Source organism: Pseudomonas sp. LPH60 (genome assembly GCF_030718165.1).
Lineage (GTDB): Bacteria > Pseudomonadota > Gammaproteobacteria > Pseudomonadales > Pseudomonadaceae > Aquipseudomonas > Aquipseudomonas danubii.
This window is the reverse complement of the sequence record NZ_JAVAJH010000006.1, coordinates 275,029-287,117: the sequence shown is the minus strand read 5'-3', so window position 1 is coordinate 287,117 and position 12,089 is coordinate 275,029. Positions and strand designations below refer to the sequence as shown.

The 12,089-nt window shown below is 63.5% G+C and carries 10 protein-coding genes; 3 read left to right on the top strand and 7 right to left on the bottom strand.

Going from position 1 to position 12,089, the window contains the following annotated elements; genetic code table 11:
- The first annotated feature begins 101 nt into the window (after positions 1 to 101).
- Positions 102 to 809 (top strand): peptidoglycan DD-metalloendopeptidase family protein, encoded by a 708-nt coding sequence (locus Q8O96_RS22675; RefSeq protein ID WP_102879395.1) that lies wholly within the window; start codon positions 102 to 104, stop codon positions 807 to 809.
- 91 nt (positions 810 to 900) lie between these two features.
- Here Q8O96_RS22675 and Q8O96_RS22670 read toward each other — a convergent pair whose 3' ends face one another.
- On the bottom strand, positions 901 to 3,180 hold the full coding sequence (locus Q8O96_RS22670) for a P-loop NTPase fold protein (protein WP_250330251.1): 2,280 nt from the start codon (positions 3,178 to 3,180) through the stop codon (positions 901 to 903).
- 12 nt (positions 3,181 to 3,192) lie between these two features.
- The gene (locus Q8O96_RS22665; protein WP_305949439.1) at positions 3,193 to 4,602 is read right to left on the bottom strand and encodes a hypothetical protein; all 1,410 of its coding nucleotides are present in this window, start codon (positions 4,600 to 4,602) and stop codon (positions 3,193 to 3,195) included.
- 177 nt (positions 4,603 to 4,779) lie between these two features.
- On the opposite strand from Q8O96_RS22665, the gene fnr reads away from it, so the two are divergent.
- Positions 4,780 to 5,532, top strand: coding sequence for a fumarate/nitrate reduction transcriptional regulator Fnr (gene fnr, locus Q8O96_RS22660; protein WP_305949438.1), 753 nt, complete (start codon positions 4,780 to 4,782; stop codon positions 5,530 to 5,532).
- Here the strand turns inward: fnr and Q8O96_RS22655 are convergent.
- The gene (locus Q8O96_RS22655) at positions 5,529 to 6,902 is read right to left on the bottom strand and encodes an MBL fold metallo-hydrolase RNA specificity domain-containing protein (RefSeq protein ID WP_102865083.1); all 1,374 of its coding nucleotides are present in this window, start codon (positions 6,900 to 6,902) and stop codon (positions 5,529 to 5,531) included. The two genes, fnr and Q8O96_RS22655, sit on opposite strands and share 4 nt — an antisense overlap.
- Before the next feature lie 46 nt (positions 6,903 to 6,948).
- The gene (locus Q8O96_RS22650) at positions 6,949 to 7,860 is read right to left on the bottom strand and encodes a universal stress protein (protein WP_305949437.1); all 912 of its coding nucleotides are present in this window, start codon (positions 7,858 to 7,860) and stop codon (positions 6,949 to 6,951) included.
- Positions 7,861 to 8,116: 256 nt separating this feature from the next.
- Here Q8O96_RS22650 and Q8O96_RS22645 point away from each other — a divergent pair, with 256 nt between their 5' ends.
- Positions 8,117 to 8,680, top strand: coding sequence for a GNAT family N-acetyltransferase (locus tag Q8O96_RS22645; RefSeq protein ID WP_102865085.1), 564 nt, complete (start codon positions 8,117 to 8,119; stop codon positions 8,678 to 8,680).
- Between the two features lie 45 nt (positions 8,681 to 8,725).
- Here Q8O96_RS22645 and Q8O96_RS22640 read toward each other — a convergent pair whose 3' ends face one another.
- The 3 genes from Q8O96_RS22640 to Q8O96_RS22630 all read right to left on the bottom strand — a co-directional run bounded on the left by Q8O96_RS22640 (position 8,726) and on the right by Q8O96_RS22630 (position 12,084).
- The gene (locus tag Q8O96_RS22640) at positions 8,726 to 9,649 is read right to left on the bottom strand and encodes a universal stress protein (RefSeq protein ID WP_115580006.1); all 924 of its coding nucleotides are present in this window, start codon (positions 9,647 to 9,649) and stop codon (positions 8,726 to 8,728) included.
- A 121-nt stretch (positions 9,650 to 9,770) separates the two neighbouring features.
- Positions 9,771 to 11,009: a DUF4010 domain-containing protein gene (locus Q8O96_RS22635; protein WP_060839197.1), complete on the bottom strand. Its 1,239-nt coding sequence runs from the start codon at positions 11,007 to 11,009 to the stop codon at positions 9,771 to 9,773.
- A gap of 169 nt (positions 11,010 to 11,178) precedes the next feature.
- Positions 11,179 to 12,084 (bottom strand): helix-turn-helix domain-containing protein, encoded by a 906-nt coding sequence (locus Q8O96_RS22630; RefSeq protein WP_102865088.1) that lies wholly within the window; start codon positions 12,082 to 12,084, stop codon positions 11,179 to 11,181.
- Positions 12,085 to 12,089: the final 5 nt, after the last annotated feature.

Sequence of the window (12,089 nt, the reverse complement as noted above, 5' to 3'; positions counted from 1 at the left end):
TGCGCGCCGGTTGTCCGGCAAACGGGTATAGTTGCCGGCTTGCCCGGCGCGCTACAGGCAGCTTGGGCTACAGGACTTGGTCAGGACTTAATGGTTGCCGCGTGTTGGTAAGACTTCTATTGATTGCACTGCTGCTGGCGGTATCCGCCTGCAGCTCCAATTCCTCCAGCCCTGGCGGCACTGGGCCGCTCAAGGCCGGTGAATACCGGGTCAAGCGTGGCGACACGCTGTATTCGATCGCCAGCCGCAATGGCACCAACTGGAAGGAAGTGGCGCGGCTCAACGGCCTCAAGGCGCCCTACACCGTGGAAGTCGGCCAGGTACTGCGGGTTGGCGGCGCGACCAGGACCACCCGCGTAGTCAGCAGCAAGTCGCGCAGCACCGCCAGCAAGAGCAAGGTCAAGGCCGCACCGCCCGCCCCGCCCATGCCCAAGGTCACCCTACAAGGCTGGAGCTGGCCGCTGCGCGGGGTGCTGATCGGCCGTTTCTCCCCCACCGGCAAGCTCAACCAAGGCATCCGCATCGCCACCACCCAGGGCCAGCCCATCCACGCCACCCTGGGCGGCAAAGTGGCGTTCGCCGGTTACATGCGCGGCTACGGCAACCTGATGATCCTCCAGCACGGCCCCTCCTACACCAGCACCTACGCCTACAACAGCCGCTTGGTGGTCAAGGAAGGCCAGATGGTGATCAAGGGCCAGAAGATTGCCGAGGCCGGGTCCCAGGACACCGACCGCGCCCAGTTGTACTTCGAGATCCGCGCCAATGGCGTACCGGTGGACCCGTTGCGGTTGCTGCCGCCGGGGTGAGTGCAGCAAGCCCCCTGCGCCCAGGGCCAAGGCACGTCAACGAAACCCGGGGCAATGGCCTCTCCCGCTATTGAGCGGAGGCCGCGCGGAGTCAAATGCCTCGCAGTTCGTGCTCGATGTCATCGGGCTTGCCACTCCACCAGTCGGGAGTGTCAAGCAACCCCGGGCTTGCCACCTGCTTTTCAAGCTGCGACTTCAACTTCTTCAGATACACCCGGGTCTGGATGGTCGGCTCCAGCTGGCAGAGGGCTTGCCAAGCCAGCTGGATATATTCCAGGTAGCGCGTGGCCTGCTCTGCACAGGTAGAGGAAGACTCCCATCGATCAGTAAACGCACCAAGGTAGGACAAGGCGTTCTTCGCCAGTATTTCCCTGGCGCCCAGCTCCTGGGTGCTGCCGATCAGTTCCTTCAAGGCTGCGCATCCCAAGTCTTTGCTGGCCTGGGTATACAGGGGTGAGCGCTCTTCAGTCAGTACCCACTTCAGTCGCGCATCATCCTGGCCCAGTGCATTCGCTACGCCATTGGGCAAGGCGAACACCTGGATGGCACTGTGTATCAGAGGCGGCGCGAGCACCGTCCGCAACGCATCCACATAGTGCTCATATGCTCGGGCAACTTCCCAGGCAGGAACACGCAGCGTGCCCTGTATAGGCTCGGCATCCAGATACAGGCGCTGTGGATCATCGCACTGAGCGGCAATGATCGCCGCCAATCGCAGCTCGCGTTCACGGAGCGCTCTTTCCGGTTGGCTGCCGTCCTTTGAGACACTCCCATAAAAGCTCCTGATAAAGCCGATACACACGTCATATTCGCTGCGTGCCTTGAACATGGCGCCCTGAAGATCGGCCGTGTAACAGAACTCGATCAACCCCAGCAGCTCACCGGCACGGCTCAACGCTCGCTCAAAGGCTTCCCGTGAGTAGAACGAGGCGGTTCTGCCCAACTGCTCGCCATACTGGAAATTCGCCATGTTGAGCATCGCGCTGGCCACGGCAACCTCACCTTCATCGCTACGACTGGCCGCATCACGAATGAAGTCGTTGAGGGTCTGGACGTTCTGGAATTCACCCCAGGATTTCACCAACCGGGAAAACTCGGGAATGGTGAACTCCACTTCGCGGACCGCCAGGCTCATCTCATAGTGAATGTTTGCCAGAGACAGTTTGCTTCTGGCATGGCCCAGCTCTTCGATCAACTTCAGCAGGCGCTTGTTCTTAATCTCATCCTTGGGAGATTGTGCGGCGTTGAGCGCTACTTGCTTGTGCTGCTCCTGTTCCTTGGTATTGGCATTGCCGAACATGTTAGCTCTGAAGGCCGAGTGGAAACCCAGCAGGTGCTCTTCAACCACCTGGGCCACCTTGGGTTCGGTTTCACGCAAGAGGGTCTGCAGAACAATCCCGCGCCAGTCCAGTTGCCCATCGGCATGTCGATCAGCCGCCGCGCCAAACACCGACAAGCTGCGGCAGATGCGTTTGGCCTGGCGCGGATTGGTGGGAAACCACTCGGCGGTCTGCGCGATGGCCGTGTCCGGCAGGAATGGGCAGCAGTATTTCAGGTTCCTGGCGACCATTCGCTGCACCTGCTTCGGGCTTGGCTCGGGCAGGGTCACCGGTACATCGATGATCTTGTCCAGAAAGTGCTGGGCCGACTCGCCGAAGGCTTCGGAATAGGAGCGAAGTGCCTTGCCCACCACGTCCTTGTCGAAGGCCAGGACAAAGACGAATCCCGGCCAGTCCAGGAGCTCGCGCAGGGCTAGAAGCGTCTGCGGGAGTATTTGCGGATCGGCACGGTCAAGGTCATCGATGAAGACAATGACTCGTCTATGACCCAGTTCCTTGCGCAGGGCCTCTATGTCGCTGCTGTCGAGCTGCAATATGTCGCTTAATTTCTCGGCGGCGACACCGGCGGCAGTGGCCCAGGCGGTGACGAAGTAACTGGAGTTAACTGACTCTGGCAACTCCGTTTCAGCTATTTTTTTTGCCAACGCCCCAACCAGATCTGCACCTTTTTTCGATTGGCGTTTCGTCCAGTTCCGGAAGGGCTCTGCGTAGCCCAAGCGTCCCAGCACCTGGGCCAGTTGCAAATAGAACTGCACCATGAACTCCTGCTCCCCGGTGGTGCGCCACGCGGGAAGCCGGATGACAATGTCGTCGTTCTTCTCAGCAATCTGCTGCAGAAAATTCAGCACGCTGGTCTTGCCGCTGCCCCACTGACCATAGAGGCCGATCCGCGCCGACCACCCCAGGGGCGTCGCGGTGATCATGCGATAGACCAGCTTGGCCACCGGCCAGCGATCCAGAAGGTCGTCGTCGCGCCGGGTCAGCGCCGCATCGTGTCCGCCCGGGGCGGTAAAAGCCTGTGTCACCGACATCTACTGGGGTCCTTATTGCTGCTGCGGCTTGATCAGGTCGATGGAGATCATCTTGTGCATGCCACTGAGGGGCACCAGACGCTTGACGTCCATCTGGTAGAAACCGGCCACCGGACTGATGGACGCCGGCATGGCCGGGGTGCAACCGGTCAGGCTGTAGAGGTTCATGTAGTCGGCATTGGGGTCGCCCACGGTGCCCTGGCGCATGGACAGGCTGCAACGCAGGCTGCCCTTGAGCCCCGGGCCACCGTCACCCTGGACTTCCAGGCGCAACGGGCAGACACCCATGCGCCGCCCACCCATCCAGGGGTCCTGGGCCTGCGGGCATTCCTGGTCGCCAACGGTGGCCATGACCTGACCCACCAACTGGCGCAGGTCCTTGTTCTGGTCGGGCCAGACTTCGCCGTTGTCGACCATGCGGTCCTTGATGAACAGGGTGTAGCGCACCGGGAAGCCGACCTTGTTGCTGAGCATGAACGCACCCTGGGAATAGGCCAGCTTGTCGCCGGCCATACAACCGGCGCGATCGGTGACGGAGAACTCGGTGGTGTTGAGGTTCTTGATGTCGGTGCCGCCGTTGAATCTGATCAGGCACTGGGCTTGCCGGCCATCGCGGCAGTTGTTTTCCACCAGGCGCAACCCCTTGCCGACCACAGCGCTGTCGTCGATGACAAAACCGTTGAAGTTGGTCATGTCACTGGGCAGCACGCGGTTGACCCGCAAGTCGACGAGAAAATCGCCGTTCTGTGCCAGCGAGGACTCCAGGTTCATCGAGAAGCGTGCATTGCATTGCTGCTTCAGGGTCACCTTGAAGTTCTGCGCATCCGGCAGGCCACCGATCATGCCGCCCGCACCGATCGGCAGGCCGAGTACGCTGCCCAGGGTGGTCAGAATGCCCGAGATCATGGCCTTGGTCTTGGCATAGGCCTCCAGCTCGTCGTTGGTCATATCGCTGACTTGGGCTTGGCTGAAGTTGTTCGACTGCTTCCAGTTGAAGCTGGTGGTGGAGCGGATGGTGCCGCTGAGCCGGGCTTCGTCACAGGCCCCACGCTCCTGGCAGAACTTGAGGTTGAACCCCCAGTCCTTGCTGAAGATATCGAGGATGTTGAACATCGGCTTGCTCAAGGCCATCACCAGCATGCCCTGCTGGCGCGCGCCGATCACCACGGGACCGGACTCCAAGCCCTTGGCGGTAGCGTATTTGGGCGCGCTTACCGGGTATTTGCGCTCGAAATCCGAAGAATCGACGTGGAACGGTGGCTCGAACGTGATGGGATAGTCGCCTTCGTTCTCGATCACCAGGGTGATGAAATCAGGCTCCGCTGCCTGAGTCTCAAGGCTGAGAACGGCCAGCGGCAGGCCGAGCAGGCAACTGGTCAGTACGGCGGTTTGGCAGCGGGTCCAGAATCCGGTTGGGCGCATCGTCAATCCTTGAACTAGGGTGGGGGACGCTCACTTTAATGACTTTATGGCCCATTGCCACTTCTTCGTTCATGACCTCCGATTGACATCAAGCAGCACCGATCGCATCGGTCTACAGTTAATCGTCAGGCTTGCCCTCCTCCCTTGCCGAGCCGGCTCAACCGTCGAGAGCCCCCCATGCCGCCATTCGAAGCACGCCCGATTCAGGTACAGCACCTCAAGACCGCCTGCTCAAGTTGCAGCGTGCAGGAGTTGTGCCTGCCCATCGGCCTCAGCCACCAGGAAGTGGAGTGCCTGGACACCTTGATCCTGCAACGGTTGAAGGTGAAGAAAGGCCATGCGCTGTATCACGCCGGCGACCCCTTGCATTCGCTGTACGCCGTGCGCCTGGGGTTCTTCAAGACCTGCGTGCTGTCGGTGGATGGCCGCGAGCAGGTCACCGGGTTCCAGATGGCCGGCGAGATTCTCGGGCTGGACGCCATCAGCACCAACCAGCATGCCTGCAGCGCCTTTGCTTTGGAGGACTGCGAGGTCTGCCCGATTCCCTTTGCCCAGCTGGAGCACTTGTCCCAGGCCCTGCCTTCGCTGCAGCACAACCTGAACAAGATCCTCAGCCGGGAGATCGTGCGTGATCACGGCATGTTGCTGCTGATGGGCAACATGAACTCCGACGAGCGCCTGGCGGCATTCCTGCTCAATCTGTCCCAGCGCCTGAGCCTGCGGGGCTATTCGTCGCGGGCCTTTATCCTGCGCATGCGCCGCGAGGAAATCGGCTCCTACCTGGGGCTGCGCCTGGAAACCGTTTGTCGGGGCATAGCCCATCTGCGGGACCAGGGCCTGGTGACCATCAACGGCAAGCAGGTGGATATCCTCGATCTGGAGGGCCTGAAGCAGCGGGTCGCGGGTTGCCAGAACGCGGCCAGGGACTAGGTCGCCGGGCCTGGCTGCAACTCCACGCTGTCCCGGTATTCCGGCACCGACACCGACCAGCCCAGTTCCAGGCTGATGCGCCGACGCAAGGTGTCGGCGGCGTTGGCCTCGCCGTGGACCACATACGTGTGTTTCGGCGGACGCTTGAAGCCTCGCAGCCATTGCATGATCTCGTCGGCATCGGCATGGGCCGAGAGGTTCTGCATGGCCGTGACTTCGGCGCGGATCGGCACCTCCCGGCCATGAATGCGCACCGACTCGGCGCCGGCGATGATCTGCGCGCCGCGGGTGCCGCCGGCCTGAAACCCGGGAAACAGCAGGCTGTTGGCCGGATCGGGCGCCAGCACCTTGAGGTGGTAGAGCACCCGGCCACCGGTGGCCATGCCACTGGCGGCAATGATCACCGCCGGGCTCTTGAGCTGGTCCAGGGCCATGGACTCCTGGGTGCTGCGCACGATGTGCGCCACATGGCACATGCCTTCGCACTCCTCCCGGGACAGTCGATGGTCGCTGCGAAAGCGCTGGTACAGATGGGTGGTGTCGGTGGCCATGGGGCTGTTGAGGTAGATCGGCAGGTCGGGAATCGCCTGGCGCTGGCGCAGGCGATACAGGTGGTACATCAGCAGCTGCGCGCGCCCCACGGCAAAGGACGGCACCAGGGTGATACCGCCACGCTCGGCGGTGCGGTTGATGACATCGGCCAGTTGCTGCTCGGGGTCGTCCCGGGGATGCAGGCGGTCGCCGTAGGTCGACTCCACCAGCAGATAATCGGCTTGCTCGATGCTTTCGGGGGCGAACATCAGCGGGTCCTGCATGCGGCCCAGGTCACCGGAAAACACCAGGCTCATGCCCGCGGCGTCGACCTGGACCGTGGCGGCGCCGAGAATGTGCCCGGCGCCGCGCAACTGGATGTGCAGCCCCGGCAGCACTTCCACCCGGTGGTGCAATTGCAGCGGATGCAGGAGTTTCAGGGCCTGCTCGGCATCGCGCTCGGTGTACAGCGGCAATGCCGGAGAGTGCTTGGAGAAGCCATGGCGGTTGGCATAGGCCGCCTCCTCTTCCTGCAGGCGCGCACTGTCGCGCAGCAGAATCCTGGCCAGCTCGCAGGTGGCCGCCGTGGCATACACCGGCCCGCGATAGCCATTGCGCACCAGCAGCGGCAGGTAGCCGCTGTGATCCAGGTGAGCATGGGTCAGCACGATGGCGTCCAGCTCGCGCAGCGGCAGGCCGAAGGCTTCCCAGTTGTGCTGGCGCAGCTGCTTGTAGCCCTGGAACAGCCCGCAGTCCACCAGCACATGCCGGTCCTCATGCTGCAACAGGTATTTGCTGCCGGTGACGGTGCCGGCGGCACCGAGAAAGCTCAGGCGCATCTCCATCTCCTTCGTGTCGGGCGAGGTTGCGGGGCATGGCCGCACCTCACTCCTGGGGCTCCACCAGCATCAGGCTGCAGGGTGTGTGATACAGCAGTTGCTCGGCGCTGGAGCCGATGAAGCGTTGCAAGCCCCGGCGATGTGCGCGCCCGAGGACCATCAGGTCGAAATCGTTGTCGGCAGCAAAGCGTGCGATGACCTGATGCGGCACACCCTCCAGGCGATAGCAGTGCTCAGGGGCAATGGCGTAGCGCTCGGCCAGGGTCTCGAACGCTTCCTGCTGCGCATCATTCACCGCATCGCGCAAGCTGATGTTGGTGTCAGGACTGAAGATCGGCAGGCCGGTGGCGTTCTCAGTGGCCCAATCCACCACATTCAGCAAGTGCACCCGGGCACCGCAGTGTTTGGCCAGGGTCGCGCACATCTCGAGAATGCGTTGGTTCAGGCCCTGGGTCAGGTATTCCAGATGGGACAGGTCCAGGGCGGCCAATACCTTCAACGGCAAGGGGTGCCGACAGTCCGTCACCAGGTGCAACGGCTGGCGCAGCTCGCGCAGCAGCAACCAGTCCAGGGGCTTGTAGAAAATGCGCCGCAGGGCCGGTACTGGCTGGGCGTCCTTGATCACCAGGTCCGGGTGGTAGTCGGTCACATAATCGAGGATGTCCTGCAGCCGGGCCTTGGCCCACAAGACTTCGGTGGTCACCCGCAGGCCATTGGCCCGTTCGAAGCGAGCCTGTTGCTCCAGCCACTGCCGATGCACCTGCAGGTAGCCTTCCCGGGCCTGGGCCATGGCCTGGTGATCGAACAGCCCGGCGACCTCCAGCACTTCGATGAAGTCGAAGGCGACGATGTGCAGGCTGGCGCCCATGGCCCGGGCCAGGGCACTGGCCCGGTCGAAAGCCGGCGTGCGGGACAGCGCCGTGGGGGCGATCAACAACACGCGTTGCAGTGTGGACATGGGCACCTCCCGGGCGGCGCACTGGACAGCGGCCCGGGAGTCCCGAGCCGATGCGCCGATGATGCGCGCCGCTCGGGCCGCCGATTTGACAAAAGTCACAAAGCCTCGGGTTAAGCCCGCGCCGGCAGTCAATATCCGCGGCGGTGGGCCGCATCTGATCCAGATCAGATCCTGCCCCGGGCAACAGGGGTAAAGGATAGTCAGCACGCGGCCGCGGGTCGCGGGCCCACCTTCATCGTCCCCAGAGGATCGCCCCATGTTCAGCATCAAGGAACACAACGATCAGGCCGCCGCTGCCTACGGCACCGTGACCGGCCTGCACTGGATCGAGGCGCTTAACGACGGCCGCCACGTGCTGATACGGCCCTTGGCCGAGAAAGACCGCGAGCGCGAGTACAACTTCATCAAGCGCCTGTCCCCGCAATCGCGACACATGCGCTTTCTGGCGCAGATCAAGGAGCCCGACGCCGCCATGCTCGAGCAGTTGATGGATGTCGACGGCAAACAGCGTCTGGCCTACATCGCCCTGGTGCATGAACAGGGCCAGTTGATCGAGATCGGTGTCAGCCGCTATGCCGCCACGTCCCACGATGAATGCGAATGCGCCGTCACCGTGGCCGATCAATGGCAGCATCTGGGTCTGGGGTCATTGCTGATGACCCATCTGATCCGCGCCGCCCGCCAGCATGGGTTTGTGCAGATGTATTCGGTGGACAGCGTGAACAACCAGGCCATGCGCGAGTTGGCCGCGCACCTGGGTTTCACCACCCACACCGACCCGGACGACGCCCATCAGGTGGTGCATCGTTTGCTCCTGTGACCGGCGGTGCCACGTCGGTGTGGCACCGGCGTGGCCTGGTGCGGCTCATGGCAAGGGGTCACGCGGCGGCTTGACCGCCCAGATACTGCAGGGTGCCTGCAACAGCAGATGTTCGGCGGTGCTACCCAGGCGCTTGTGCAGGCCGCGGTGCTGGGTGGTGCCCATGACGATCACATCGCTCTGGTGCTCCTCGGCGAAACGACAGATTTGCTGCAGCGGCATGCCCTCGATGAAGTGGCTGCGTTGCGGGGGCACGCCGTGGCGCTCCGCCAGAGCGCGATAGACATCGTGTTGCGCCGCGCCCAGGGCTTCATACAGACCACTGGCCAGGGACAGCGCGCCGGCTCCGGTGTCTTTGGCATAGACGGCCACCCAGTCATACACATGCAGCAGGTCCAGCTCGGCGCCGCATTGCTCGGCCAGTTTCACCGCGGCGTCGACGATCTGATCGTTGAACTGCAAGTCCTGCACTTCGCTGCGCAGCACGTCGATGATGGCCAGCACTCGGCGTGGCCGTGGGTGCCGGGCCTCGGTCACCAGATGCACCGGCAGCGCGCAATCGCGCAGCAACTGCCAGTCCAGCGGGGTATAGAAGATCCGCCGCATCGCCGACTCGGCATGGGCGTCCTTGATGATCAGGGCCAGGGGCATCTCGTTGGCGAACAGCTGGATCTCTTGATACGGCTGGCTGGCCCAGCGCGCTTCGCAGGTCACCGACAGGCCACGCTCGCGCATGCCTTGCGCCTGCAGCTCCAGCCATTGCCCGTGCTGTTCCAGATAGGCCGCCTGCAACTGCTCGGCCTCACGGCTCTCGAACAGCCCGGCCAGCGTCAGGGCCTGCAAATGATCCAGGGCGACGATATGCACCGGCAATTGCATGGCCAGGGCCAGTTGCTCCGTGCGTTCGAACGCCGGCGTGCGCTGCATCTGCTGGGGCGCGATCAAGAGTAAACGCGGGGTTTGCGACATGGTTCACCTCGGCACTGGAGCTTGAAGAAACCGCTAGGGGGTCATTCAAGACTGAGCGCAATGGCCAGGCACGAGTTGATCTTTATCAGGCGTCGCGGCTTTTTTTCGACCCGGTAGCCGCTTATTGCAGCCAGACACCGACCCACATCGCCAGGGTCAGCAGCGCCTGCCCGGGCACGACGTACAGCGCAAAGCGCCATCCACCGCTGAGGGCCGCCAGCATGCACTTGCTCAGGGAGTTGCTGCTGACCGCCAGCATCACCGCGCTGCCGATGGCACTGCCGGGCAGTTGCCCGGACTTGACCAGCGAAGCAATGGACGCCGTAGACGCATGGGCATCGGCAAAGCCGCTGATCAAGGCGCTCAACATCAGGCCCAACTGCCCGAAGTAATTGAGCATCAGCGAACAGGCGAAGGTTATGGCGCTCATGGTCAGGGCCACGATCAAGGCCAGCTTGGGATTGAACGCGCCCTTGTCGCTGACCGGTTCGACGCTGCTGGGCTGGCTGCGTGGAAACACCAGGCAAGCGGCATACAGCGCGGTGCAGAGCCCCCCCAGCACCAGGGGCAGCCACATGGTTTGCAGCAGTGCGCTGTCGACCGTTACCAGGATCAGAGCGATCTGGGTCACCGTGGCCAGGTTGGACAGCAGCGCCGCGGCCGCCAGAACCCTGACCTGCCCGGGCGCCTTGGCGACCCGCTGGCCCATGGAGGCGATGGTCAAGGTGCTGGAAACGAATCCCGACGCCACGGCGCTGAGGGCATAACCGTAATGGGCGCCCAGGGTCCGCACCGCGACGTGGCCCAGGGCCCCAACCGCCATCAGCAACACGGTCAGGGTGCCGATGGTGCGCAGGTTGAACGCCTCATAGGGGCCGATGAAACGATCCGGCGCCAGGGGCAGGATCACCAGCGCCGCCACCAGCAGCGTCAGACCGTCGGCGATTTCCCGGTCGCTCAACTGACTGCGCACAAAGTGATGGAGTGTCTGTCGATAGGCCAGCAAGGCGGTCATGACCACGGCGATGGCCAGCGCCAGCTCCGGTGCCGTGCCACACAAGGCCCCGAGGATCAGCACCGCCAGCAGCGCCACTTCGCTGGTGACCCCCGGGTCCTCTTGCTCGTTGCGCCAATAGGCCACCGTCACCAACCCGGCCACAGCAATGGCCAGCGAGGCCAACAGCAGCGGACCGCCGACTCGCTGGCCGATGAACCCCAACAGCGCGGTGATGGCGAAGGTACGCAACCCGGCGCTGCCACGCTGAGGCCCCTGCCCTTTGCGCCGCTCGCGCTCCAGGCCCACCAGCATGCCGATCCCCAGGGCCGCGGCGGCGTTGGTCAGGTCGATGGTTTCAAGCATTGCACGCCCCAGGAAGACAGCCCACACCGAGAATAGAGCGCTGCCGGCGCTTTCGCGAATCGGCCGCCCAGCACCTTGCAGGAGCCGGCTTGCCGACGAAGGCTGAGAGTGATGCAGGGTTTGCGGGCCTCTTCGCTGGCAAACCAGTTTCTGCGGCCAGTGCTGCCGATCAGCTCGGGCGACGTTTCAGGGTCTGGCTGGGCAACTCCTTGAACAGCGCTCGATAGCTGCTGGAAAACCGTCCCAGGTGCCAGAACGACCAGTGCATCGCCACCTCGGCCACGGTGGTCTCGCTGGGCCCGCGGCTGAGCAGTTCGCGGTGCGCGCTGTTGAGCCGGCGCAGGCGCAGCCACTGGCTGGGGGCCATGCCGGTAAAGGCCTTGAACGCGCTTTGCAACTGACGCAGGGAAACCCCGGCCACCTGGGACAGCTCCAGCAGGTTGAGGGTTTCCTCGGGGACGTCGGCGGCCCACTGCGCCACCCGCTGCATGATGCCCCGCTCCTCGTTGCGCCGTTGCAGGCCGCCCGGGTCCAGGCGCACGCAGGCGTTGTCGAGGATGTACAGGCAGTCGTCCAGCAGTTGCTGGGTCAGGGCTTCGCGGCTGGGTGGGTCAAAGGTCTGGGACAGGCGGGTCAAGGTGGAACTCAGCCAGCGACAGAACAGGGCGTTCTGCTGGTTGGTCAGCGGCGCCATGAACAGGCCGTCGAGGCGCTCCACCCCCAGGCCCTGGCGCTGGACGAACTCGGGGCCGAACACCACCGCCACTTCCTGGTAGTTCTCCGGGGTGATCCAGATATTGCGGCTCTCGCCATTGAGCAGGTACAGGGCGTTGTCGCTGCGGTCGAAACAGAACGCCAGGGCGCCTTGCGGGGCGCTGAAATTCTGCTCGACCCGGGTGTTCATGCACTCCTCGTAGATCTCCACGCCCTGCAGGTCGAGGTAGCGCACCAGGCCGTTGAAATGCCCGGGGGACATCTGCTGGTAGTGCTGCACCCAACCCGGGGTGGCACGGATCTGATCGGCGACATCGAAGGTGTTGAACGCTTGAACCTGAAGCGGATTGGACGCTGTCATCGGGG